Below are 25,423 nucleotides of genomic sequence, written 5' to 3'. Positions count from 1 at the left end.
AATCTGGTTAGGCTCGCGAGGCCCGCGCTTCCCGCACTCGCTGGATGACGTCGTCGGGATGGTCCTCCGCAACGACGCGGACCACGATCCATCCGTATCGATGCGTCACCCTCTCGTGCCGGCGGATGTCCTTCCGGTAGTGGTAGCGGCTGGTTGCATGATGTCCACCGTCATACTCGGCCGCGACCTTGACGTCCTCCCAGCCCATATCCAGATATGCTTCGGCCCAACCAAATTCGTTGCGAACCGCGATCTGGGTCTGCGGTCGCGGGAATCCCGCGCGGATCAACAGCAGGCGCAGCCAGGTCTCCTTCGGTGACTGCGCTCCGCCGTCAACGAGATCCAGAGCGGCCCTGGCTGCCTTCATGCCACGGCGGCCCCGGTAGCGCTCGGTCAGTGACTCGATGTCGGCCAGTTTGAGGTGGGTGGCCTGAATGAGGGCCTCGACTGCGGCAACGGCGACGTCCGGGGGGAGGCGACTGGCGAGGTCGAGAGCCGTCCTTGCCGGGGTAGTAACCCGCATGCCGTCGACGATGCAGACCTCGTCGGCCTGGATGCGGTCCTCCCAAACCTGGATACCGGGTTCGCGGCGGACGTTCGTGTCGATGATGGCGGCGGGAAGACTCGCGCCGACCCACTTGGCGCCGTGCAGTGCCGAAGCCGAGTAACCGGCCAAAATGCCGCGGCGGCGCGAGCGAAGCCACAGCGCTTTGGCGCGTAATCGCGCAGTCAACTCCACATCGCGCGACAGGTAAACGTCTTTGTGGAGCGCGACGTACCGACTTCGCAACTGATAGCCCGTCAGCGTGCCTGCAGCCCGAGCCTGGCTGCCCAGAAACGGCTCATCCATGCCCCAAGCGTGACGAGCGCCACCGACACGGCCGCAGGGGCCGCTCGCGGCGCTTGATATGCGACATTGGGCGCGGACGGGCAAGAGTCATGCACCTGCGAGCAAGTCTCGCGCGGGCAGCTCCCGAATAGTGAAGTGTGGCAGCGTTTGTCGCGCATAGAGGAGTATCGCTTGCTCGCAGTGATCGCGAAGGGTCAGCCAACCGAGGCGCACCCGCACCCGCTGGTGTTCGTCCACGGCGCCTTCCAGGGCGGATGGTCCTGGGACGAACACTTCCTGGACTTCTTCGCAGAACGGGGATACCGGGTCCTGGCCCCGAGCCTGCGCGGGCACAGCGACAGCGCCACGAGCAAGCCCCTGTGGCTGTGCTCGATTTCCGATTACGTCGATGACGTCGCATCGGTTGTCGACCCGTTGACGCCGCGGCCGATCCTGGTGGGTCATTCCATGGGCGGCTTTGTGGTGCAGAAGTATCTGGTCAACCATTCCGCACCGGCGGCGGTGTTGCTCGCGTCGGCACCGCCGCGCGGACACTTACCCACACTGCTGCGCAATCTTCGCCGGCACCCTTGGCGCGCATCGAAATTCGGCCTTACCGGTCGCCCGTCGGACCTGTCCGGGGGCACGACGTCGGGCGCCCGCGAGTTGTTTTTCGGTGACGACATGCCCGAGCCGGGTATCGCCGCGGCTATCCAGCGGTTCCAGCCCGAAAGCACGCGCGCGTTGGTCTTCGACATGGGGCCGGCGGCAGTGCTGCGCAGGCCGCGGATCACCACCCCCGTGCTGGTGGTCGGCGGGGAACGGGATGCCATGTATCCGCCCCGTGACGTGGTGGCGACGGCGGCGTACTACGGCACCGAGCCGAGCATCATCTCCAACATTGGACACGAGATGATGCTCGAACCGCGGTGGCCGGTGGTGGCCGAATGCATCCTGGCGTGGTTGGCCCAGCGCGGGCTGTAAACCGCAACGGCACCAGAAACCGCAAGGCACCGTGAACCGCCGGGACCGGGCGATTGTGACGCCGGCGATGGGCGGCTAGTTGCCGCATTGTTTGCGGGCGAGACGGTCACGGGCTGGATTCGCGCCCGCCCGATCGAGCGATGCCGGCGTGATCTCACCGACGCCCGGTACGCGCACGTGTCGCTGGCATGCGCTAGCCGGAAAATTCCGTACGCGAGGCGTCAAGAACGGGCCGTCAGCCGTCCCCAGAGTGGAAGTGATTCCACTGCTCGAATGAAGGGACTGACGCGCCTGATGCCGACTTTGCAGCACAACGCCGACGTGATCGTCGTGGGAGCGGGATCGGCGGGAGCCGCCATCACGCGGCGACTTGTCGACCACGGATTGACCGTCCTGCTCCTCGAGGCCGGCCGGCCGGACACCAACCCGGCGATCGCCGACCCGGCGCGGATGTTCGAGCTGTGGTCCAGCCCCGATGACTGGGCTTACCAGACCGTCCCGCAGGCGCAGGCCTGCGACCGACGGCTGAACTGGCCGCGGGGCAAGGTCTTGGGCGGCTCGAGCTCGCTGAACGCGATGATCTACGTTCGCGGAGCCAGGTTCGATTACGACCATTGGGCGTATCTGGGCAACGCCGGCTGGTCCTGGGCCGACGTGCTGCCCGTCTTTCGCCGGATGGAGGACTACGACGGCGGTGCCTCCGAACTGCATGGTGTCGGCGGGCCGCTGCATGTGCTCACCCGATACCAGCCGGATCCCGTGCAACGCTCGGTGATGGCCGGCTTCGCCGAGCTCGGACTGCCGGTGAATAAGGACTACAACAGCGGTGTGCTCGACGGCGTGTCGTCGATGGCGCTGACGATCAAAGACGGGCGGCGGCACAGCACCGCCGCTGCTTATCTGCGACCCATCGAGACCAACCCCAACCTCACCGTGCTCACTGGTGCGCACGCTCGCCGGCTGACGATGGACGGCGGCCGGTGCGTGGGGGTGCAATGGCTCCGCGGCGGCCGGCTGGAATCCGCGACCGCCGCGTTAGAGGTTGTCGTGTCGGCGGGCACCATCGAATCGCCGCGGCTACTGATGATGTCGGGCATCGGCGACGCCGGCCACCTACGTGCCGTCGGCGTCCCCGTAACGGCCGACTTGCCAGGAGTCGGGCGCAACTTGCACGACCACGTTCTGGCCCCGGTGGTTTTGACCACCGAGCAAACGATCGCTCCGCCGGCACCCGGCCTTCCGCTGGCCCAAACGCATTTGTGGGCACGCTCCCGACCGGGTTTGCTGACGCCCGACGTCCAACCGATCGTGTTCGGCTTTCCGCTCTACAGCCAGGCATGGATGACCGGGCCGGAGAACGGCATCTCGCTGTTGGCGGGCATGGTCCGGCCGAACAGTCGTGGCAGCATCCGGCTGACCGGTCCGAACCCCGAGGACCCGTTGCTGATCGATCCCGCGACCTTCACCTGCCCCGAGGACCTCGCCGCGCTGGTGTTCGCCGTCGAACTGTGCCGCGAGGCACACGGCGCCGAGGCGATGCGCGGGTACGGATTCCGGGAGCAGTACCCGGGTCCCCAGCTGCGGTCCGGGGACGCGCTGAGCGAATATGTTCGCCGCACCGCGATGACCTACCACCACCAGGTGGGCACCTGCAAGATGGGCGTCGATGCTGCCTCGGTGGTGGATCCGCGGCTCCGCGTTTACGGCGTCGAAGGTTTGCGGGTGGCCGACGCGTCGATCATGCCGGCGGTCACCTCCGGCAACACCAATGCGCCGTCGGTGCTGATCGGGGAGCGCGCGGCCGATTTCGTGCTGACCGCAGCCGGTTTGTTGACCAGCGAGCATGCCGATTTCGGCCTCGACGAGGCAAGGCGATAAGTTGACCGGGTGACTGACACAGCCACTGAACTCGCCGCGACCCCCGGCAAACCCCCCTTCGTATCCCGTTCAGTCCTGGTCACCGGTGGAAACCGGGGCATCGGATTGGCGATCGCGCAGCGGCTGGCCGCCGACGGCCACAAGGTCGCCGTCACCCACCGCGGATCCGGGGCACCCGAGGGGCTCTTCGGCGTCGTGTGTGACGTCACCGACAACGACGCCGTCGACCGCGCTTTCAAGGAGGTCGAGGAGCACCAGGGGCCGGTCGAGGTGCTGGTCTCCAACGCCGGCATCTCCAAGGACGCCTTTCTGATCCGGATGACCGAAGAGCGCTTCGAGGAGGTCATCAACGCCAACCTCACCGGCGCGTTCCGGGTGGCCCAGCGGGCGTCGCGGAGCATGCAGCGCAAGCGATTCGGCCGGATCATCTTCATCGGGTCGGTCTCGGGCATGTGGGGTATCGGCAACCAGGCCAACTACGCCGCGGCCAAGGCCGGCCTGATCGGGATGGCCCGCTCGATCTCCCGGGAGCTGTCCAAGGCCGGGGTGACCGCCAACGTGGTTGCCCCCGGCTACATCGACACCGAGATGACCCGGGCGCTCGACGAGCGCATCCAGGCGGGCGCATTGGAATTCATCCCGGCCAAGCGGGTCGGAACGGCCGAGGAGGTCGCCGGAGCGGTCAGCTTCCTGGCGTCCGAGGATGCGAGCTACATCGCCGGCGCGGTCATCCCCGTCGACGGCGGCATGGGCATGGGCCATTAGACGGCCCCTTAGATCACTTTGCCGGAACCAAAGGTTAGGACGGACATGGCAGGACTGCTCGACGGCAAACGGATCCTGGTCACCGGGATCATCACCGACTCCTCGATCGCGTTTCACATCGCCAAGGTCGCTCAGGAAGCGGGGGCGCAGTTGGTGCTGACCGGATTCGACCGGCTGCGACTGATCCAGCGCATCGCCGATCGGCTACCGCAGAAGGCCCCGCTGATCGAACTCGACGTGCAGAACGACAAGCACCTCGACACCCTGGCGGACCGGATCATCGCCGAGATCGGCGAGGGCAACAAGATCGACGGCGTGGTGCACTCGATTGGTTTCATGCCGCAGACCGGAATGGGCATCAACCCGTTCTTCGACGCCCCATATGAGGATGTCTCCAAAGGCATTCACATCTCGGCGTATTCGTATGCCTCACTGGCCAAGGCGGTGCTGCCGATCATGAATCCCGGTGGCTCCATCGTCGGCATGGACTTCGACCCGTCGCGGGCGATGCCCGCCTATAACTGGATGACAGTGGCCAAAAGCGCGCTGGAGTCGGTCAACCGGTTCGTGGCACGCGAGGCTGGCAAGGCCGGTGTACGCTCCAATCTTGTTGCCGCCGGACCGATCCGGACGCTCGCGATGAGCGCGATCGTCGGCGGTGCGTTGGGCGAAGAGGCCGGCGCCCAGATGCAGCTGCTCGAGGAGGGCTGGGACCAGCGGGCCCCGATCGGTTGGAACATGAAGGATCCCACCCCGGTGGCCAAGACGGTGTGCGCGCTGCTATCCGACTGGCTGCCGGCGACCACGGGCACCATCATCTACGCCGACGGCGGCGCCAGCACCCAATTGTTGTAGAGAGCAATGGAATTCGATGCCGTCCTGCTGCTGTCCTTCGGCGGACCCGAGGGCCCCGAGCAGGTGCGGCCGTTCTTGGAGAACGTCACCCGCGGCCGCGATGTGCCGCCAGAACGACTCGACCACGTCGCCGAGCACTACCTGCATTTCGGTGGTGTCTCGCCGATCAACGCGATCAACCGTGCGCTGATCGCCCAGCTGGAATTCGAACTCGCCGATCGGGGCTTGGACGTTCCGGTGTATTTCGGCAACCGCAACTGGGAACCGTACGTCGAAGACACGGTGGCGACTATGCGCGACAACGGTGTTCGCCGCGCGGTGGTGTTCACCACGTCGGCCTGGAGCGGCTATTCCAGCTGCACGCAGTACGTCGAAGACATCGCCCGCGCCCGTCAGGCCGCCGGGCCCGGTGCGCCGCAATTGGTCAAGTTGCGGCCCTACTTCGACCACCCACGGTTCGTGCAGATCTTCGCCGACACCATCGGCGCGGCCTCCGGCGCCCTGACCCCCGAACAACAAGCCGGTGCCCGGCTGCTTTTCACGGCACATTCGATTCCGGTGGCCGCCGACGAACGGATGGGCCCGCGGTTGTACAGCCGCCAGGTTGCCTACGCTGCAAGGCTTGTCGCAACCGCGGCCGGCTATGCCGAGTACGACCTGGCCTGGCAGTCGCGGTCCGGGCCGCCCCAGGTGCCATGGCTGGAACCCGAGGTCGAAGACCAGGTGGCGGCGCTGGCCGACGCGGGCACCGAGGCCGTGATCATATGCCCGGTTGGCTTCGTGGCCGACCACATCGAGGTGGTGTGGGATCTCGACGAAGAACTGCGAGCGCAGGCGGAGGCGGCCGGCATGGCGCTGGTGCGAGCCTCAACGCCCAACGCGCACCCACGATTCGCGCAGCTGGCTGTGGACCTGATCGACGAGTTGCGATACGGCCGCGCACCCGAGCGGGTGAGTGGTCCCGACCCGGTACCCGGTTGCCTCGCCAGCGTCGACGGCCAGGCGTGCTGTCCGCCGCATTGCGTTGCGGGACAGTGCAGTTAGTCTGCCCAGGCCGAGTGCAAGATCGCGTTGACCGCGGCCATTCGGGCCGACCGCACCACACCGGTCAATGGTCGCAGCGCATCGCCGGCGATGCGCGCCTCGGACGCGGATTGCGTGCCGAACGGTTCCAGCCCCGCGGCGACCGGCGCAGTGAACCGCTCGGGTGAGTCGGACCGCGTAAGCCCGGCGCTGACCGCGATGATCGCGTCGACGTGCGCGGCATTCTCCAGCACCCGCAGTGCCCGCCGCGGTGCGTGGTCGGGAACCCGGTGTTGCCGTGCGGATTCCAGCAGCTGCTCCACCAAACCTCGCGGATCGTCGACGCCGCTGGCCGCTCCCAGCCCGATGGCGCCGAGCGCGTCGGCCGCCGAGCGCACGGCCGACCGCAGCGAGTATTCGGCGTCCCCGAGCTCGTGATGATCGAACACCGGTGCGCCGGGCAGTGAATACACCGTCCACGCCAACGCGCACAGCTCCGGTGCACTGCCACCGTCGTCGGGGCCGTCTGGAACGTCCGGGTCGTCGGAATCGGCGTAGCTGAACTCGGGGACCAGGCCCACAGCTGCGGTGGGATCGTCGGCGTTGGTGACGATCACGGCCTCACCGGCGGCCAGGGCGTCCCGCTCGAACTGGGTGCCGGGAGCCAGGCCGCGCACGTCGCCGGGCACCGGCAACACCACATTGATCGTTCCCCGTGACGGCCCTGGCGCGCCGGCGGAACTCGGGCCCGTCGGCCGGCCAACGGCGCCGCGCAGCGTCTGCAACAATGTGACCGTCCCGGCATCGTGCACATCGGGCCAGGGTAGCCCGGTGTGACCGGCCGCGACCGCATCATACGCGGTGACGGATTGCTTTGGCGCCCAAAGAGATAACGCGTCCAACACGTCGTCGGGCGCGGCCTTTCCCGCGAGCCAGGCGTTAGCCCACACCGACAGCGAAACACTGGGACACCACATGATGCGCAGTGTAGTTGTTTGGTCCGGCAAAGGCCGATCACGCGTATTCTGACGGCATGGCGATCGCGCTGGGTTGGCTAATCTTCGCACTGGCCCTGGCCGGTGCCGAAGCGCTCACTGGCGACATGTTTTTGTTGATGCTGGGGGGCGGAGCGCTGGCCGCGGCCGGGACGGCCTGGCTCACCGATTGGCCGATCCTGGTCGACGGAGCGGTGTTCCTCGTGGTGTCGGTGCTGCTCGTCGTGCTGGTCCGGCCGGCGTTGCGACAACGGGTGACACCGAAGTCGCTGCCGACCGGAGTCGAGGCGCTGGAGGGCAAGAAGGCCGTCGTGCTGGGCCGGGTCGCCCGCGACGAAGGCCAGGTCAAGCTGGATGGCCAGGTCTGGACGGCGCGGCCGTTCAACGATGACGATGTCTACGAACCGGGGGAATCGGTCACCGTCGTCCACATCGACGGTGCCACGGCGGTCGTCTTGAAACATTGACCGTCGGCCACAGGCGCCGCGAAGGCGCTGCGAGAGAAAGGAACTCCGGTGGAAGGTGCGGTTGCTGGTTTGGTGTTGCTGGCCGTCCTGGTGATCTTTGCGATCATCGTGGTGGCCAAATCGGTGGCGTTGATCCCGCAGGCCGAGGCGGCGGTGATCGAGCGGTTGGGCCGCTACAGTCGCACCGTCAGTGGCCAGTTGACGTTGTTGGTGCCCTTCATCGACCGGGTCCGCGCCCGAGTGGATCTGCGGGAACGGGTGGTGTCGTTTCCGCCGCAGCCGGTGATCACCGAGGACAATCTCACGCTCAACATCGACACCGTCGTCTACTTCCAGGTCACCGTTCCGCAAGCGGCCGTGTATGAGATCAGCAACTACATCGTCGGTGTCGAGCAGCTCACCACCACCACGCTGCGCAATGTCGTCGGCGGCATGACCCTCGAGCAGACCCTGACCTCTCGCGACCAGATCAACGCGCAGCTGCGCGGCGTCCTGGACGAGGCCACCGGCCGCTGGGGGCTGCGGGTTGCCCGGGTGGAGCTGCGCAGCATCGACCCGCCGCCGTCGATCCAGGCGTCGATGGAAAAGCAGATGAAAGCCGACCGGGAGAAGCGGGCGATGATTCTGACCGCCGAAGGCACCCGTGAGGCCGCAATCAAACAGGCCGAAGGCGCCAAGCAGGCCCAAATTCTGGCCGCCGAGGGCGCCAAGCAGGCCGCGATCCTGGCGGCCGAGGGCGACCGCCAGTCCCGGATGCTGCGCGCTCAGGGTGAGCGCGCGGCGGCCTACCTGCAGGCACAGGGGCAGGCCAAGGCCATCGAGAAGACGTTCGCCGCGATCAAGGCGGGCCGGCCGACGCCGGAGATGCTGGCCTATCAATATCTGCAGACGCTGCCGGAGATGGCGCGGGGCGACGCCAACAAGGTGTGGGTGGTGCCCAGCGACTTCAGCGGGGCGCTACAGGGCTTCACCAAGCTGCTGGGCACGCCGGGCGAGGACGGGGTGTTCCGGTTCCAGCCGTCGCCGGTCGAGGACGCACCTCGTCATAGCACCGACGAGGACGACGCCGAGGTCGCGGGCTGGTTCTCCACCGAAAGCGATCCCAAGATCGCCCAGGCCGTCGCCAACGCCGAGGCGATCGCCCGCCAACCGGTCGATGGCCAGCCCGGGGCGCCACCGGAACTGACCCGGTAGCCGCATTAGGATTAGTCGATGAGTGTTTTGACTTCGCCGAAAACCTATGCGGCCCTTGCCGCGTTCCATGCCGTCGATGCGGTGGCGTGCGGCGTCCAGGCGGCCCCGGTCAAGAAGGCGCTGGACGACGTGGGTGTCCCGGAAAACGTCCGGCCGGTGTTTCCCGTCGTGAAGGCGGCCGCGGCGGTCGGCCTGGCGTCGGTTGTCCGCTTCCCGGCGTTGGCGAGGCTGACGACGGCGATGCTGACGTTGTATTTCGTGTTGGCGGTGGGTGCGCACGTGCGGGTGCGGGACAAGGTCGTCAACGGCCTGCCGGCGGCGTTGTTCTTGGCGCTGTTCGCCGCGATGACCGTCAAGGGGCCAGAGCGCGGCCACTAAGACGTCGGTCAGCGCGGCCCGGTTCATTGCGCGGTCACGGCGGACAGATGCCACCGATCCAGCCACGGCTGCACGAGCTCAGCAACGGAGTACTTCGCGGGCGCCAGGCAGCCGGCGTTGGGGCTGGCGGGGTCGCTACCGCGGATGTCGATGCCCACGGCGGTGGCGGTGCCGTCGCTGCGCATCAGATAGACCGGGCCGCCGGAATCACCGCATTGACCGCCCGCGGCGAACGAGACTTTGCTTTCGGTTACGTCGAAGATCTGCCCGCATTCGGCCTCGCCGCTGCTCATGCCGAACTTGCACAGCTGCTGGCCGATCGTCAGATCGCTGGTGACCTCGGTGATGGGCAGCGTCGCCGCGATGGCCGGATTCTGCGGAACATGATCGCCGTCCAGCACGATTAGGCCGATGTCGTGCTGTTCGTTGTGCACCCCTTCACTGACGGTCGTGACGAACGTTCCTATCGTCGCGTACGGGAAGGTTCCGGCGAGGTTCATCCGCACCTTGCTTGGCGTGCCGGGGCGATTGCAGTGTCCGGCGGTCAACACCCCCGCCTCGCCGGTGCTGGTCCGAACCAAAAAGCCTGCCGTACAGCCCATTCCGCCCGACCCGTCAGCGTATTCGACGTATATGCCGGTGCCCGGCCCGGCCGCACTGGCCGCGGGCAGCGCGATGGGCGCCAGGTCGGGCACCGGCGAGGGATCCGACACGACGTTCTTGGGCATCAGCAAGAGGGCCATGATGCAGATCCCGGCCACCAGTGCGGCCGCGATCGTCAACTTCGAGGTGTGTGTTCGGGTCCGGGGCGTCGGCGGGTAGGGGATGACGGCGCGGGCGGCCAGCACCGACCCGCTCGGAACGCGATGCAGCTTAATCCTGTCGAGCACAAACGACACAACCGCGACCGCCACCGAAGCGAAGGCACCGAGCAGCAGCATCAGCAGGCCGGTGCGCGACGGCTGCAAGCTGAAGCTCGCCAGCTGCTGCGCGTAGACCCCCTCCATTGAATAGATCTTTCAGGCAACAGGCGATGCGCTCAACAGCGCGATCCAGTTAGCTGATGATGACCGGCTCCGCGGCGGGTGAATCAGGACGCGACGGGTGCTGGCGACGGTAGTGACGGATCTCCAGGAACAGACCCGTGAGACCCAAGGCGCTGGTGAACAACGAGAACACGAAGAGTAGTGGGCTGGGGTGCCCGGCCAGCGCGTCGCCCAGGAATACCACCGCGGCAGTGCCGGGAAGCAGACCGGCCAGCGTGGCCAGTGTGTAGGGGAGCAAGGCCACCGCCGACGCGGCCGCGGCGTAGTTGACCACCGAAAACGGCAGGACGGGGATCAACCGCAACGAGAGCACCGATACCCAGCCCCGTTCCCGCAGCCGCTCGTCGGCGCGGTGAATGGCCTGGTAGCGAACCAGCCGGTTGAGCCGCCAACCGGCGGCGCGGACCAATATCAGCGCCAGCACCGCGCTGGCGGTGCTGGCCACCACGGCGATCAGCACGCCCAGCGCCGGTCCGAATAGCAGACCCGCCGCCAGGGTGAACGCCGTGCGTGGGATCGGGAAGACGGTGACCAGGATGTGTGCAACCAGGAACGCCAAGGGGAACCACGGGCCGACCGATTCCGCCCAGTCGCGCAACTGCACCGCGCTGGGCAGCGGAACCCACAGCGCCACTGCGATCAAGACTGTGATCCCAACCACTGCGGCGAGTGTGCGCGGTCGCGCCAGCCCGCGCGCGGTAGATCCCAGCGGGCGCGACAGAGTACGCAGCTTGCTGGCGGTTTTGGCGGTGGCGGGGCCCGTCACGGCAGTCAACGTTACGGGCCGCACATGAATAACCCGTATCCCGAGCCTGGCGTTTCGCCGCCGACTCGGCCCGCTCGCCGCCCGATCGCGGCAGCGAGCGGTTTTTAGCGGCGGGGTCAATCAATTAGCCTGATTAGCGAGTCGCATATCCCGAGCAGCCTCAAACAACGTTGCTGCAGCTGCGAAAACAGGAGCAGTCGGTGTCCATTGATGTACCCGAGCTCGCCGGCCTAGAACAGGTTCGCGAGCGCTGGCGCACCGCGGTTGCCGGTGTGCTTGCCAAGAGCACCCGCACGGAACCCGCCGAGTTGGGGGAGCACCCCGAACATCTGCTGGACACCACGACGTACGACGGGTTCGCCGTGCGTCCCCTCTACACGGTCTTCGACGAGCTGCCCGAGCCGGCGCTCCCCGGCGAGTGGCCGTATCTGCGTGGCGGGGACCCGTTCCGGGACGTCAAATCCGGCTGGAAGGTCGTCGAGATCTTTCCGAGCGCCGACACCGGCGCTGCCGAAGCCAACGCCGCGATACTCGGCGCGCTTGGCGACGGTGTCAGCGCGTTGCTCATCCGGGTCGGCGTCGGCGGTGTGTCACCCGACGACCTGGAAACGGTGTTGGCGGGCGTGTATCTGAGCATGGCGCCGTTGATCGTCGACGCCGGCGCCGATTATGCCGCGGCCAGTGACGCGGTGCTGGCCTTGGTGGCCGGTGTCGAGGCCGATCAGCGCGCCACCCTGGCCGTCGACCTGGGTGCCGACCCGCTGACCGCCGCACTGAGCGGGCGCGCCGCCCCGGCGATCGACGACGTTGTCGCGGTCGCCTCGCGTGCGGCCAGCGAACACGGCGTACGGGCCGTCACCGTCGACGGACCGGCATTGCACAACCTAGGGGCTAACGCGTCCTGGGAGCTGGCCGGCAGCATCGCGGCCGCAGTGGCCTACCTGCGGGTGTTGACCGAATCGGGGATGCCGGTCGGCCGGGCGCTGGGTCAGATCAGTTTCCGGCTGGCGGCCGACGACGACCAGTTCATGACGATCGCCAAGATGCGCGCCGTGCGCCAGCTGTGGGCGCGCGTCGGCGAGGTCGTCGGCGAGCCGGGGGCCGGTCGGGCGATCGTGCACGCGGAGACGTCGTTGCCGATGATGACCCAGCGCGACCCCTGGGTGAACATGCTGCGCTGCACGCTTGCCGCCTTTGGGGCCGGTGTCGGCGGCGCCGACAGCGTGCTGGTGTTCCCGTTCGACATTGCCATCCCGGGCGGGTTTCCCGGCACGGCAAGGAGTTTCGCTCGCCGCATCGCCCGCAACACCCAGCTGCTGCTGCTGGAGGAGTCGCACGTCGGCCGGGTGCTGGACCCCGCGGGGGGTTCGTGGTACGTCGAAGATCTCACCCAGCAGCTCGCGCGGCAGGCCTGGGAACATTTCCAGGCTATCGAGGCCCGCGGTGGGTTCACCGAGGCGCGGGACTACCTCGCCGGGCAGATCGCCGAGGTCGCGGCGCGCCGCGCCGACGACATCGCGCACCGACGCACCGCGATCACCGGCGTCAACGAATTTCCGAACCTCGCCGAACCCGCACTGCCGCAGAGCCATTCGATCGGCCAGCCGGATGTCGGGAACCTGCAGCGCTACGCCGCGGGGTTCGAGGCGTTGCGCGATCGTTCGGATGCTTTCCTGGCACGCACGGGTGCGCGGCCGACCGCGTTGCTGCTGCCGCTGGGCCCGCTGTCCGAGCACAACATCCGCGCGACATTCGCGGCGAACCTATTGGCCTCGGGCGGTGTGGCGGCGGTCAATCCGGGGGCGGTCGATGCCGACGGTGTCGCGGCGGCGGTGTCGCAGGCCGGCTCGCCCGCGGTGGCGGTGATCTGCGGCACCGACCAGCGCTACGGCACCGAGGTGGCCGGAATCGTCGCTGCCGCGCGCGCCGCAGGGGTGTCGCGGGTGTATTTGGCCGGGCCGGAGAAGGCGATCGCCGACGTGGCGCCGCAGCATCGGCCCGACGAGTACCTGACAGCCAAAATCAATGCGATCGAAGCACTTTCGCATCTGCTCACTCGGTTGGGGGCGTGACACGATGACGACGTCTACTCCGGTTATCGGCAGCTTCGCCGACGTACCGCTGCATGGCGACCGCACGGGGCGGGCCCCGACGGCAGCCGCCGTGGACAAGTATGTCGCCGCGGCCGCCGCGGCGCACTGGTACTCGCCGGATCAGCTGATCTGGCATACGCCCGAGGACATCGCCGTCAAACCGGTGTACATCGCCGCCGACCGGGCGGCCGTGCAGGCCGATGGCTTTCCGCTGCACAGCTTTCCGGGCGAGCCGCCGTTCGTCCGCGGCCCGTACCCGACGATGTACGTCAACCAGCCCTGGACCATCCGCCAATACGCCGGGTTCTCCACCGCCGCGGAGTCCAACGCGTTCTACCGGCGCAACCTGGCCGCTGGCCAGAAGGGCTTGTCGGTGGCGTTCGACCTGGCCACTCACCGCGGGTACGACTCCGATCATCCCCGCGTCCAGGGTGACGTCGGAATGGCTGGTGTGGCAATCGATTCCATCCTGGACATGCGACAGCTCTTCGACGGCATCGACCTGTCGGCGGTGTCGGTATCGATGACGATGAACGGCGCGGTGCTGCCAATCCTGGCGCTGTACGTGGTGGCCGCCGAGGAGCAGGGGGTGCCGCCGGAGAAGCTGGCCGGCACTATCCAGAACGACATCCTCAAAGAGTTCATGGTGCGCAACACCTACATCTATCCGCCGAAGCCGTCGATGCGGATCATCTCCGACATCTTCGGCTACACCAGCGCCAAGATGCCGAAATTCAACTCCATCTCGATCTCCGGCTATCACATCCAAGAGGCCGGCGCGACAGCGGATTTGGAGTTGGCCTACACGCTCGCCGACGGCGTCGACTACATCAAGGCCGGCCTGGACGCCGACCTGGACATCGACAAGTTCGCGCCCCGGCTGTCATTCTTCTGGGGCATCGGGATGAACTTCTTCATGGAGGTCGCCAAGCTGCGGGCGGGGCGGTTGTTGTGGAGCGAACTGGTCAGCCAGTTCAACCCGAAGAGCGCGAAATCACTGTCGCTGCGCACACATTCGCAGACCTCGGGTTGGTCGCTGACCGCGCAGGACGCCTTCAATAACGTTGCCCGCACCTGCATCGAGGCGATGGCCGCCACCCAGGGGCACACCCAGTCGCTACACACCAACGCGCTGGACGAGGCGCTGGCACTGCCGACCGATTTCTCCGCGCGCATCGCCCGCAACACCCAGCTGGTGCTGCAACAGGAGTCGGGTACCACGCGGCCGATCGACCCGTGGGGCGGTTCGTACTACGTCGAGTGGCTGACCCATCGGCTCGCGCAGCGCGCACGCGCCCACATCGCCGAGGTCGTTGAGCACGGTGGCATGGCCCAGGCCATCGACGACGGCATCCCCAAACTGCGCATCGAGGAGGCCGCCGCGCGCACCCAGGCGCGGATCGATTCCGGCATCCAGCAGGTCGTCGGGGTCAACAAGTACCAGGTCGAAGAGGACCAGGAGGTCGAGGTCCTCAAGGTCGACAACAGCCGGGTGCGGGCCGAGCAGTTCGCCAAGCTCAAAGAGCTTCGGGAAAGCCGGGATTCGCACGCCGTCGAAACCGCGCTGGCCGAGCTTTCCCGCGCGGCCGCCGCGCATGGCCGTGCCGGGGAAGACGGACTGGGCAACAACTTGCTGGCCTTGGCCATCAATGCCGCACGAGCCAAGGCCACCGTCGGGGAGATCTCGGACGCGCTGGAGAAGGTGTACGGCCGTCACCAGGCGGAGATTCGTACGATCGCCGGCGTCTACCGCGACGAAGCATCGGGAGGCGGAAACATGACGTCCTTCGCTGACGCGACCGAACTCGTCGAGAAGTTCGCCGAAGCCGATGGCCGTCGACCCAGGATCCTGGTGGCAAAGATGGGCCAGGACGGCCACGACCGAGGCCAGAAGGTGATCGCAACGGCGTTCGCCGACATCGGATTCGACGTCGACGTCGGCTCGCTGTTCTCCACGCCCGAGGAGGTGGCCCGCCAGGCCGCCGACAACGATGTGCATGTGGTGGGGGTCTCCTCGCTGGCCGCCGGGCACTTGACCCTGGTGCCGGCGCTGCGCGACGCGCTGGCCGAGGTGGGCCGGCCCGACATCATGATCGTGGTGGGCGGCGTCATCCCGCCCGGCGACTTCGATGAGCTTTACGCCGCGGGGGCCGCCGCCATCTTCCCGCCCGGCACCGTGATCGCCGAGGCCGCGATCGGCTTGCTGAACAAGCTCGCCGAACGGTTGGGCTATGACCTCGGTTAGATGAACGGCTCTGAAATCGCCGCAAGACTGCGACCACGGACGCCGTTACTGGCGAAACACGACGGCAGTTACAGTTTCGCGCGTTTGGGTGGTCCGTGAACGCCGAAAAGATCGACAAACTGGCCACGGCCATTCGCAGCGGTGACCGGGCCGCGCTGCCCCGGGCCATCACGATGCTGGAATCCACCCGCGCCGACCATCGCGAGCAAGCCCAACAGTTGCTGTTGAACCTGCTGCCCGACTCCGGGAACGCCCATCGGGTGGGCATCACCGGCGTTCCGGGAGTGGGCAAGTCGACCACCATCGAGGCCCTGGGGATGCACTTGATCGATCGCGGCCACCGGGTGGCGGTGCTGGCCGTCGATCCCTCGTCGACGCGCACCGGCGGCTCGATCCTGGGCGACAAAACCCGCATGTCGCGGCTGGCCGCCCACGGTGACGCCTACATTCGGCCGTCGCCGACGTCGGGCACGCTGGGCGGAGTGGCAAAGGCCACCCGCGAGACGGTGATTCTGCTGGAGGCGGCTGGTTTCGACGTGATCCTGATTGAAACGGTCGGGGTTGGGCAATCTGAGGTTGCCGTGGCGAACATGGTCGACACGTTTGTGTTGCTGACCCTGGCCCGCGCCGGCGATCAACTGCAGGGAATCAAGAAGGGCGTCCTGGAACTGGCCGACATCGTGGTGGTCAACAAGGCCGACGGTGAGCACTTACCCGAGGCCCGCAAGGCCGCGCGGGAGCTGTCGTCGGCGATCCGGTTGATTTACCCGCGCGAAACGCTTTGGCGGCCACCGGTTTTGACGATGAGCGCGGTGGAAGGCACGGGCCTGGTCGAGCTGTGGGACACCGTCGAGCGCCATCGTGAGGTACTCACCGAGGCCGGCGAGTTCGAGGATCGGCGCCGGGCGCAGCAGGTCGACTGGACCTGGCAGCTGGTCCGCGACACCGTCCTCGATCGGGTGCTGTCCAATCCGGCGGTGCGCGGAATGCGTGCCGAGGTGGAACGGCGGGTCAAGGCGGGGGAATTAACCCCGGCTCTAGCGGCCCAGCAAATACTAGACGCAGCGTCGCGCTAACGGAAAGGTAAATTAATCCGCGTTTGCCCCTGTGTCCGGCCTATTGAAAGTAAATTCAAAATTGTGACGGTAGACAACGGGGTCGATCACCGCGCGAACCCCTCCCACGATGTCCATGACGCAGGTCATCGTGTGTTCGGCGCGGCGGACCCAAACTTCTCCTGCGTCGTTCGTGGCTTTTCCAGTATGTTTCCCGGCCGTCGGTTCGGCGGCGGAGCGCTGGCGGTCTATCTCGACGGTCAACCGGTCGTGGATGTGTGGACGGGCTGGTCGGACCGGGCCGGGCGGGTGCCCTGGACCGCAGACCGGGCGCCGATGGTGTTCTCGGCGACCAAGGGCATGGCCGCGACGGTCATCCACCGGCTCGCCGATCGCGGGCTGATCGACTACGAGGCCCCCGTGGCCGAGTACTGGCCGGAGTTTGCCGCCAACGGCAAGGCGAAGCTGACCGTCCGCGAGGTGATGAGGCACCGCGGCGGACTGTCGGGGTTGCGCGGAGCGACCCAGGAAGACTTGCTGGACCACCTCGTCATGGAAGAACGGCTCGCCGCGGCATCGCCCGGGCGCCTGCTGGGCAAACCGGCTTACCATGCGCTCACCTTCGGCTGGCTGATGTCCGGCCTGGCGCGGGGTGTGACCGGCAAGGGCATGCGCCAGCTGATGCGCGAGGAGTTGGCCGCCCCGTTGGGCACCGACGGTTTGCACCTGGGCCGCCCACCCGTCGGCGCCCCGACGCGAGTCGCCGAAATCATCATGCCGCAGAACGTGATTGGGAACCCGGTCATCGGCTGCGCCGCCCGCAAGGTCGCCACGCAGCTTTCCGGCGGCTTCCGGTCGCTGTACTTCCGCGGTGTGATGGCCGCGGTGCAGGGCGAAATCCCGTTGCTGGACGCCGAAATGCCGGCGGCCAACGGGGTGGCGACCGCCCGCGCCCTGGCGCGGATGTACGGAGCCATCGCCAATGGCGGTGAAATCGACGGCACCCGGTTCTTGTCGCGCCAGATCGTCGCGGGTCTGACCGGGCGGCGCAGCCTGAAGAGGGATCGAAACATCATCATGCCCTTGTCATTTCACCTCGGCTACCACACCGTGCCGTTCGGCAACATGATGCCCGGCTTCGGGCACGTGGGGATGGGCGGTTCGTTCGGATGGGCCGACCCGGCGTCCGGGCTGGCGTTCTCCTTCGTGCACAACCGGTTGCTGTCACCGTTTTTGGTGCTGGATCACTCGGGTGTGGCTACGTTGGGCAACCTGCTGCGGATTGGCGTGGCAAGGGCGCGCAAAGGCAGCTTCCAGCCCGTGACCGAATTCGGGGCGCCATTCGTGGAAGCGGACGCGGTCGCCGGCTGAGGCCGTCGAAGTCGTTGCGGCGCTGGGTTTCCGCAAGACATTGCCGGAATCGGGTCAATGACGGCGGGGCATCGATATGATCGACCCCGACCAATTCCCGGCAGCGCGCCGGTGAACCATTTGCTCCGCAGACCACAGGGAGATGCCGGCTCTTGTCAACATCCGTGCTAATCACTGGTGGCGCTGGATTCATCGGTTCCGCGCTTTCGCACCGACTGGTCAAGGCCGGTCACGATGTCGCTGTGATGGATGTCCTGCACCCGCAGGTGCACGCGGCCGGGCAGGCGCCGGACCTGCCGTCCGCTGTGCGCCTGTTCACCGGCGACGTCACGCACGGTCCTGACTGCGATGCCGTGCTCCGGCTTTTCCGGCCTGACCAGATCGTCCATCTGGCTGCCGAGACGGGCACGGCCCAATCGCTGTCGCACGCGACGCGCCACGGCTCGGTGAACGTGGTGGGGACCACCCAGCTGGTCGACGCGCTGAGCCGCGCCGGATTGGTGCCTGCGCAGCTGGTGCTGGCGTCGTCGCGGGCCGTCTACGGCGAGGGCGCCTGGCAATGCGGCTCGGAGGTGTTCTACCCGGGCGCGCGCAGCCACGCACAGCTGGTCGCGGGCGTGTGGGATCCGCCGGGCCCGGGCGGGGAACCTGCAGTGTCGCTGCCGAGCTGCGCGGCGCGGACCGAGCCGCGGCCGAGCAACATCTATGCCGCCACCAAGCTGGCCCAGGAGCACATCCTGGCGTCCTGGTCGGCCGCGCACGACACCAACCTGAGCGTGCTGCGCCTGCAGAACGTCTATGGCCCGGGTCAATCGCTGACCAATCCGTACACCGGCGTCGTCCCGTTTTTCGCGCAGGTGTCCCGCGAACAGCGCCCCTCTGACGTCTATGAAGATGGCCGCATCGTGCGCGATTTCGTTTACATCGAGGACGTCGTCGACGCGCTCTTCGCCGTTGTGGAGGATCCGGCGACCGGCTCGCGTCGCCTCGACATCGGGTCGGGGATTGCCACGACGATTCACGAGCTGGCCCACAAGATCGCCGCACACTTCGGCGCTCCGCAACCCGTAATCACCGGGCGATTCCGTGATGGCGACGTGCGTGCGGCGAGTTGCGATATCGGGCCGGCGCAAAGCGAGCTGGGGTGGCACCCCAAATGGTCGCTCGACGACGGCTTGCGGGTGCTCCTTGATTGGATCGGCGAGCGTCTCGAATCGGCCTCGACGGCAAGCTTTCCCAGCAAATAGTCGAGCGGTCGATCACTTCACCCGTCCGGCGTCAAAATCGGCAGCGCCGGTGAGGACGTGTGCCTGTTCACGCAATCGTGTGATTCATCAATAATTCGGGCTGGTTGGACTTAATCTAGCCCGAGAACAGGGAGGTGGACCGGTGGGCGGTGGTGTCGCGGTCGATAGGAAGACAGTGGATCGGACGACCGTTCATCGTCTGTGGAAGACCACCCTGGCTGCCTTTGCTTGCGTGACCGCCGCCGCATGCTTCTTCGCGCCGATCCTCGCGGTGGTGCTCGGTGCACTCATTTTGCTGCTCTTGGCTGCGCGCCTGGTATATCCGGGGCGCGATCGCTACATCCCCAATCTGTATGCCCGCGACATAAGGGTTTATGACGAGAGCTATCGCGCATTTATCCGCCGCACCATGGCTGAATTGCGGACGCACCGGATCCCTGGACATACCCTGCTGACCGAGGCGTCGACCCTGGCGGGGCCGACCCTCGGAGATTCCGACGAACTACTGCTTGACCTGGGTGTCTGGCTCGGCTGGTCCACACGGCTGATCTCGGATGCCAGCGGTCGCATGGTCTACGGGTTCGACAGTTTCGAAGGGCTGGTCGAAGACTGGAAACTCGAAGACCAAGTCGTCAAACGGGGCACCTTCTCACTGTCGGACCCGTTTGCTCAACGCTTCATCCGCGACACCGGGGTGGTGTTCCAGGAGGACGGCCTGCCGGCGGCGCTTGGTCGGAAAGTGCAGTTCATCAAGGGCAGCACCTACGACACATTGGCCCCGTTCCTGGCCGAGCATCCCGGCGCCCCGATCAGGCTTTTCCACATGGACTTGGACACCTATGAGAGTTGCCTGCACGCCCTGGAAACGTGCAAGGAGCGTTTCGTGGTGGGTTCCATCCTTGTTTTCGACGAGTATCTGGTCACCAATGGCGAGATGCGGGCGTTCTATGAGTTCCAGAGCCGCTACGAGCTGGAATGGAACTATCGCGCGTGGGGCCTGGAAATGATGGAAATGAATATCGAGATGGTCCGGTCACGCTGGATGCGCATGCTCTACTACGCCGTCGCGATTCCTATTTTCTGGCTCCTGGGGGAGGGCCGTTTCGCCTCGATATGCTTCCGCAAGCCGTTCTGGCGGTTCTGGCTGGGAGCGCCGTTGGGAGACATGCTGTTCCTGCTCGGCGCCGTTGGCTCCCGCAAGTCGGTCAGCCTCGAGATCACCGGCTTGGGAAAGCTGAGGCCCGGACGCTAGGCGGACACCTCGAAGGCGGCCCCACACGAATTTACGTTTCCTGGCGGCGATCGGTATCTTTGCTTGCGCGTGACCAGAGCTGAGGAAGTGCTTGCACATTGGTTTGCCCAGTGCATTCCGGCAAGCGCCGGCGTGTCGCGACGGTAACGGAAAATCCGTGAAACGCGTTGCGGGCGTGGTCGGGCGTCTAGGCTCCTGGGCTGGGAGTGGTGGTATGCGAGGAGAGGGGCAATCTTGACCGTGGCGGAAACCGACTCGCGGTCCGCGTATCTTGATCTGCTCCGTCGTGACCTGACCCGTTTTGGTCAGGATGAGCTGGTGCCGGTGGGATTGCATTGGCTCGGGCGGGCACTGTTCAGTACGCGCAATTTCATGTTGGTGCGCAAGCGCCCGTTCAATGCGCAGGCGCGGGATCGGGGTCTGGATTGGCCGGCCGATGCGTTGACGATGATCGGGATGCAGCGGCTGACCAGTTTGCAGCATTGTGTGGAGACGGTGCTGGCCGACAACGTGCCCGGTGATCTGGTGGAGTGCGGGGTGTGGCGTGGCGGGGCGTCCATCTTGATGCGCGCGGTGCTGGCGGCCTACGGGGATCAGACGCGGCGGGTGTGGCTGTGTGATTCCTTCGAGGGGGTGCCGCCGCCCGATACGGCGAACTACAAGGCGGATAAAGGGATTCGGCTGCACCGGCACGCCAGAGTGCTCGGTGTCTCGGAGACTGAGGTCCGGGCGAACTTCGAGCGTTATGGGCTCTTGGACGATCAGGTTCGTTTTGTGCCGGGGTGGTTCAAGGACACGTTGGCCAATGCGCCGATCGAGCAGATCTCGGTGTTGCGCCTTGATGGTGACCTGTATGAGTCGACGATTCAGGCCTTGGATGCCTTGTATCCGCGGTTGTCCTCCGGCGGCTTCTGCATCATCGACGACTACCACGTGTTTAGTGCGTGCGAACAGGCCGTGGCCGACTACCGAGAGAAGCACGGGATCACCGCCGAGATCGTAGAGATCGACGGCACGGGTGTGCTGTGGCGCAAGCCCTGACCGGCGCACAACCGTAAGGCCTGGAACCACAATGAAATTCGTGCTGGCAAATTACGGAACGCGGGGCGATGTCGAGCCGTCCCTGGTGGTCGCCCGCGAACTGCAGCGCCGTGGACACGACGTGCAGATGGCAGTCGCGCCCGACTTGATGGAGTTTGTCGAGGCGGCCGGACTGCCGGCGGTCTCCTACGGTCTGGACACACGAACCTGGCTGGATGTGTACCGCAACTTGTGGACCTCGTTTTTCAGCAGGTTCTGGCGGGTCCGGCAACTCAAGACGTTGTGGCGCGAGATGTGGGACCTCAGCGATCAGTGCTGGACCCAGATGAACACGACGCTGGTGGCGCTGGCGAAGGAAGCCGATCTGCTCTTCGCGGGCTTGAGCTATCAAGAGCCGGCGGCCAATGTGGCTGAGTATTACGACATTCCGTTGGTCACGCTGCATCATGTGCCGATGCGCCCCAACGGCCAGGTGGTGTCGTTTTTGCCGCCGCCGTTGGCGCGCTATGCGATGCGGGTGTTCGACTGGTTCACGTGGCGGCTGAACAAGAAGGTCGAGGACGCACAGCGGCGTGAACTCGGTCTGCCGAAGGCGACCGGCCCGTCCGCGGGACGGATCGCTGAGCGAGAGTCGCTGGAAATTCAGGGTTATGACGCGGCCTGCTTTCCCGGATTAGCGGAAGAATGGGCGAAGTGGAATGGCCACCGCCCCTTCGTCGGTACCCTCACGATGGAGTTGACGACGGAGATCGACGACGAGGTCGCATCGTGGATCGCCGCGGGCACACCCCCGATTTGCTTCGGCTTTGGCAGCATGCCAGTGGAATCGCCGGCCGACACCATCGAGATGATCAGCGGCGCCTGCGCGGAGTTGGGTGAGCGGGCCTTGGTGTGCGCCGGATGGAGCGATTTCAGCGGTGTTCCGCAGTTCGACCACGTCAAGGTGGTCGGGGCCGTCAACTACGCGAAGGTGTTTCCGGCCTGCCGCGCCGTCGTCCACCACGGCGGCTCGGGCACGACAGCCGCGAGCATGCGCGCGGGCGTTCCGACGTTGATTCTCTCGATGGATCCCAATCAGACGATCTGGGGAGCACAGCTCAAGCGGCTCAAAGTTGGCGCTGCCCGCCGCTTTTCGAGCACGACCCGCGACACGCTCGTCGCGGACCTGCGCAAGATACTCGCCCCCGAGTACGCTACACGCGCGCGGGCGCTCGCGGCCCAGATGACCAAGCCCGCCGACAGTGTCAGCACTGCCGCCGATCTCGTGGAGAACTTTGCCCGCGCAAAGCATCCCGCCTGAGGGGCAAAACCGCGCGCGCCTTCGAGTATCAAATGGACAGAGCGCCTTTGGTGCATCTATTACATCGGCTGATGTCAGCTCAAATCAACAACGTCGGCAAATCTTCGGCGGTGTGTGACATGCGGAAGATCGGTGTGAACCACTTGTAAACAGGCTACTGTGAGCTTGCCTAGGTCGGCGGGAAGGTGATAGAGCTAGCCTCGCGATGAAATTTGCTCTGGCGTGTTACGGCACTCGTGGTGATGTCGAGCCTTCGCTGGCGGCGGGGCGCGAACTGCTGCGCCGAGGCCACGAAGTTCGCATGGCCATCCCGCCCAACCTGATCGGCCTGGCGGAGGGCGCAGGGCTCTCCGCGGTGTCCTACGGGCCAGACATGCAGGCCTTCTGGGACGACGAATTCCTGCGCAACTTCTGGTCGGATCTACGCCGTGAATTCTGGACCATCCGCGGGCCGATCAACATGGTGCGCGAAGCGTGGGAGCCGGTGCTGCGCGCATGGACCGATATGAGCACAACGCTGACCGCGCTCACCGCCGGCGCGGACGTGCTCTTTACCGGCCAGCTCTACCAGGACCTCGCCATTAACGTCGCTGAGTATTACGACATTCCGATGGCGGTATTGCACTACATCCCGATGCGGCCTAACGGTCAACTCATTCCGAATCTGCCGTCGCCGCTGGTCCGCGCCGGCATGACGGCATACGACTGGCTTGTTTGGCGGATGAACAAAAAGGCCGAGGACGAACAGCGCCGCAAGCTGGGGCTACCGAAGACGACGTCGTCCTCACCTCGCCGGATTGCCAATCTTGGGTCGCTGGAACTTCAGGCGTACGACGAGGTGTGCTTCCCAGGCTTGGCCGCCGAATGGTCGAAGTGGGGGGATCGGCGCCCCTTCGTCGGCACCCTGACCATGGGCCTGACGACGGACTCGGACGACGATGTCCTGTCTTGGATCGCCGCGGGCACACCGCCGATCTGCTTCGGGTTCGGCAGCATGCCGGTCACCGAGTCGCCGGCCGACACCATCGAGATGATCAGCGGGGCCTGCGAAGAGCTGGGCGAGCGGGCGTTGATCTGTGCCGGCTGGAGCGACTTCAGCGATGTGCCACACTTCGACCACGTCAAGGTGGTGGGCGCGGTGAACTACGCTACGACCTTCCCGGCCTGCCGCGCGGTGGTTCATCACGGCGGCTCCGGCACGACGGCCGCCGGACTGCGCGCCGGAATCCCCGCGCTGATCCTGTGGACCGCTGGCGATCAGCCTTTCTGGGGCGGCCACCTGAAAAAGCTGAAAGTGGGCGCGGGCCGCCGTTTTTCCGCGACGACCAAGGAGACGTTGGTCGAGGATTTGCGCCAAATCCTCGCCCCCGAGTACGCCCTTCGTGCCCGCGAACTCGCCACCCGGATGACCACGGCGCAGCAGAGTGTGACCCGCGCCGCCGACCTCCTCGAGCGTTTTGGTCAAGCGGGGCGTTTTCCTGTTCGACGCCGGCACGCGTAGGACAAAGGCCGGAGTCGGCCACGTCGGACGTTTGCCAGTCGGGCCGATCCCGGCGTCGAATCGCACTTCAGACCTCGATTCGCCGAACGTCCGCCGGGTACTCAGCTACCATGCTGTGGGTTCGTTCAGACGATGTCTCGAACCGCCGTTGGGGGTTGACGGAAGATCGTGAACCGCATTGGTGGCGTGGCTGGGCGTCTAGGCGCCATGACTGGGAGTAGTGGTATGCGAGGAAAGGGACAGTTTTGACCGTGACGGAAACCGACGCGCGGTCTGCCTATCTTGATCTGCTCCGTCGTGACCTGACCCGCTACGGTCAGGATGAGCTGGTGCCGGTCGGCTGGTACCGGCTGGGACGGCCCATTTTCAATACGCGCAATTTCATGTTGGTGCGCAAGCGCCCGTTCAATGCGCATGCGCGGGATCGGGGTCTGGATTGGCCGGCCGATGCGTTGACGATGATCGGGATGCAGCGGCTGACCAGTTTGCAGCATTGTGTGGAGACGGTGCTGGCCGACAACGTGCCCGGTGATCTGGTGGAGTGCGGGGTGTGGCGTGGCGGGGCGTCCATCTTGATGCGCGCGGTGCTGGCGGCCTACGGGGATCAGACGCGGCGGGTGTGGCTGTGTGATTCCTTCGAGGGGGTGCCGCCGCCCGATACGGTGAATTACAAGGCTGATAAAGGGATTCGGTTGGATCGGCACGCCAATGTGCTGGGAATCCCCGAGTCAGTGGTCCGGGCGAACTTCGAGCGTTATGGGCTCTTGGACGATCAGGTTCGTTTTGTGCCGGGGTGGTTCAAGGACACGTTGGCCAATGCGCCGATCGAGCAGATCTCGGTGTTGCGCCTCGATGGTGACCTGTATGAGTCGACGATTCAGGCCTTGGATGCGTTGTATCCGCGGTTGTCCTCCGGCGGCTTCTGCATCATCGACGACTACCACGCGCTGAAACCGTGCGAGCAGGCGGTCGCCGACTACCGAGAGAAGCACGGGATCACCGCCGAGATCGTAGAGATCGACGGCACGGGCGTGCTGTGGCGCAAGTCCTAACCATCGCGCATCGGTAGAAGCGGGGGGTTTCACAGGCACGATCGGCACTCGCCGGTCGTCTAAAAGCCATGCCTAGGAACATCTTT

Annotated in this window: 22 protein-coding genes; 18 read left to right on the top strand and 4 right to left on the bottom strand. The window is 66.1% G+C overall.

Annotation, left to right across the window (positions count from 1 at the left end):
* Window positions 1–7 precede the first annotated feature (7 nt).
* Window positions 8–850 carry a hypothetical protein gene (locus tag G6N33_RS00970; protein ID WP_044511448.1) on the bottom strand — a complete coding sequence of 281 codons (843 nt, stop codon included), beginning with the start codon at window positions 848–850 and terminating at the stop codon, window positions 8–10.
* A 180-nt stretch (window positions 851–1,030) separates the two neighbouring features.
* Here G6N33_RS00970 and G6N33_RS00965 point away from each other — a divergent pair, with 180 nt between their 5' ends.
* The 5 genes from G6N33_RS00965 (at window position 1,031) to G6N33_RS00945 (ending at window position 6,355) form a co-directional block, all read left to right on the top strand.
* Entirely contained in the window at window positions 1,031–1,813 is a 783-nt protein-coding gene (locus G6N33_RS00965) for an alpha/beta hydrolase (RefSeq protein ID WP_231382725.1), read from the top strand.
* Between the two features lie 273 nt (window positions 1,814–2,086).
* Window positions 2,087–3,691 carry a GMC family oxidoreductase gene (locus tag G6N33_RS00960; RefSeq protein ID WP_231382628.1) on the top strand — a complete coding sequence of 535 codons (1,605 nt, stop codon included), beginning with the start codon at window positions 2,087–2,089 and terminating at the stop codon, window positions 3,689–3,691.
* 9 nt (window positions 3,692–3,700) lie between these two features.
* The gene (fabG1, locus tag G6N33_RS00955; RefSeq protein WP_044511449.1) at window positions 3,701–4,456 is read left to right on the top strand and encodes a 3-oxoacyl-ACP reductase FabG1; all 756 of its coding nucleotides are present in this window, start codon (window positions 3,701–3,703) and stop codon (window positions 4,454–4,456) included.
* Between the two features lie 45 nt (window positions 4,457–4,501).
* Window positions 4,502–5,311 carry an NADH-dependent enoyl-ACP reductase InhA gene (gene inhA / locus G6N33_RS00950; protein ID WP_044511450.1) on the top strand — a complete coding sequence of 270 codons (810 nt, stop codon included), beginning with the start codon at window positions 4,502–4,504 and terminating at the stop codon, window positions 5,309–5,311.
* 6 nt (window positions 5,312–5,317) lie between these two features.
* Window positions 5,318–6,355 (top strand): ferrochelatase, encoded by a 1,038-nt coding sequence (locus G6N33_RS00945; RefSeq protein WP_044511454.1) that lies wholly within the window; start codon window positions 5,318–5,320, stop codon window positions 6,353–6,355.
* Here the strand turns inward: G6N33_RS00945 and G6N33_RS00940 are convergent.
* Window positions 6,352–7,311, bottom strand: coding sequence for a hypothetical protein (locus G6N33_RS00940; protein ID WP_044511456.1), 960 nt, complete (start codon window positions 7,309–7,311; stop codon window positions 6,352–6,354). The genes G6N33_RS00945 and G6N33_RS00940 overlap by 4 nt on opposite strands.
* Before the next feature lie 56 nt (window positions 7,312–7,367).
* Between G6N33_RS00940 and G6N33_RS00935 the strand changes: the two genes are divergently transcribed.
* Genes G6N33_RS00935 through G6N33_RS00925 form a run of 3 tightly spaced genes read left to right on the top strand, consistent with a single transcriptional unit; the run spans window position 7,368 to window position 9,368 of the window.
* The gene (locus G6N33_RS00935) at window positions 7,368–7,796 is read left to right on the top strand and encodes an NfeD family protein (protein WP_044511457.1); all 429 of its coding nucleotides are present in this window, start codon (window positions 7,368–7,370) and stop codon (window positions 7,794–7,796) included.
* A 48-nt stretch (window positions 7,797–7,844) separates the two neighbouring features.
* The gene (locus tag G6N33_RS00930) at window positions 7,845–8,990 is read left to right on the top strand and encodes an SPFH domain-containing protein (protein ID WP_044511459.1); all 1,146 of its coding nucleotides are present in this window, start codon (window positions 7,845–7,847) and stop codon (window positions 8,988–8,990) included.
* 18 nt (window positions 8,991–9,008) lie between these two features.
* Window positions 9,009–9,368: a DoxX family protein gene (locus G6N33_RS00925; protein WP_044511461.1), complete on the top strand. Its 360-nt coding sequence runs from the start codon at window positions 9,009–9,011 to the stop codon at window positions 9,366–9,368.
* A 23-nt stretch (window positions 9,369–9,391) separates the two neighbouring features.
* Here the strand turns inward: G6N33_RS00925 and G6N33_RS00920 are convergent, their stop codons facing one another.
* Complete coding sequence (locus tag G6N33_RS00920) at window positions 9,392–10,375, bottom strand: S1 family peptidase (protein WP_044511463.1); 984 nt, start codon at window positions 10,373–10,375, stop codon at window positions 9,392–9,394.
* A gap of 49 nt (window positions 10,376–10,424) precedes the next feature.
* Window positions 10,425–11,180 (bottom strand): TVP38/TMEM64 family protein, encoded by a 756-nt coding sequence (locus G6N33_RS00915; RefSeq protein ID WP_044511464.1) that lies wholly within the window; start codon window positions 11,178–11,180, stop codon window positions 10,425–10,427.
* A 200-nt stretch (window positions 11,181–11,380) separates the two neighbouring features.
* Between G6N33_RS00915 and mutA the strand changes: the two genes are divergently transcribed.
* From mutA to G6N33_RS00865, 10 genes are all read left to right on the top strand, one after another.
* Entirely contained in the window at window positions 11,381–13,252 is a 1,872-nt protein-coding gene (gene mutA, locus G6N33_RS00910; protein ID WP_044513298.1) for a methylmalonyl-CoA mutase small subunit, read from the top strand.
* 4 nt (window positions 13,253–13,256) lie between these two features.
* A complete protein-coding gene (gene scpA / locus G6N33_RS00905; RefSeq protein WP_044511466.1) occupies window positions 13,257–15,518 on the top strand; it encodes a methylmalonyl-CoA mutase in 2,262 nt (753 codons plus the stop codon).
* Between the two features lie 95 nt (window positions 15,519–15,613).
* On the top strand, window positions 15,614–16,594 hold the full coding sequence (meaB, locus tag G6N33_RS00900; protein ID WP_044511470.1) for a methylmalonyl Co-A mutase-associated GTPase MeaB: 981 nt from the start codon (window positions 15,614–15,616) through the stop codon (window positions 16,592–16,594).
* A 63-nt stretch (window positions 16,595–16,657) separates the two neighbouring features.
* Window positions 16,658–17,944, top strand: a complete 1,287-nt coding sequence (gene lipL, locus G6N33_RS00895; RefSeq protein WP_044511471.1) for an esterase/beta-lactamase LipL — start codon at window positions 16,658–16,660, stop codon at window positions 17,942–17,944.
* A 164-nt stretch (window positions 17,945–18,108) separates the two neighbouring features.
* Complete coding sequence (locus tag G6N33_RS00890) at window positions 18,109–19,191, top strand: NAD-dependent epimerase/dehydratase family protein (protein WP_044511472.1); 1,083 nt, start codon at window positions 18,109–18,111, stop codon at window positions 19,189–19,191.
* A 142-nt stretch (window positions 19,192–19,333) separates the two neighbouring features.
* The gene (locus G6N33_RS00885; RefSeq protein ID WP_044511474.1) at window positions 19,334–20,443 is read left to right on the top strand and encodes a class I SAM-dependent methyltransferase; all 1,110 of its coding nucleotides are present in this window, start codon (window positions 19,334–19,336) and stop codon (window positions 20,441–20,443) included.
* Between the two features lie 234 nt (window positions 20,444–20,677).
* Window positions 20,678–21,484, top strand: coding sequence for a TylF/MycF/NovP-related O-methyltransferase (locus G6N33_RS00880; RefSeq protein ID WP_163771433.1), 807 nt, complete (start codon window positions 20,678–20,680; stop codon window positions 21,482–21,484).
* A gap of 31 nt (window positions 21,485–21,515) precedes the next feature.
* Entirely contained in the window at window positions 21,516–22,784 is a 1,269-nt protein-coding gene (locus G6N33_RS00875; protein WP_044511476.1) for a glycosyltransferase, read from the top strand.
* A gap of 205 nt (window positions 22,785–22,989) precedes the next feature.
* Window positions 22,990–24,285 (top strand): glycosyltransferase, encoded by a 1,296-nt coding sequence (locus G6N33_RS00870; protein ID WP_101528820.1) that lies wholly within the window; start codon window positions 22,990–22,992, stop codon window positions 24,283–24,285.
* A gap of 245 nt (window positions 24,286–24,530) precedes the next feature.
* Window positions 24,531–25,337, top strand: coding sequence for a TylF/MycF/NovP-related O-methyltransferase (locus G6N33_RS00865; protein ID WP_163771431.1), 807 nt, complete (start codon window positions 24,531–24,533; stop codon window positions 25,335–25,337).
* Window positions 25,338–25,423 lie beyond the last annotated feature (86 nt).

Origin of the sequence: Mycobacterium simiae, assembly GCF_010727605.1 — a bacterium.
Classification (GTDB): Bacteria; Actinomycetota; Actinomycetes; order Mycobacteriales; family Mycobacteriaceae; genus Mycobacterium; species Mycobacterium simiae.
The sequence above is the reverse complement of the archived record's forward strand: the minus strand, read 5'-3'. Positions and strand labels throughout refer to the sequence as shown.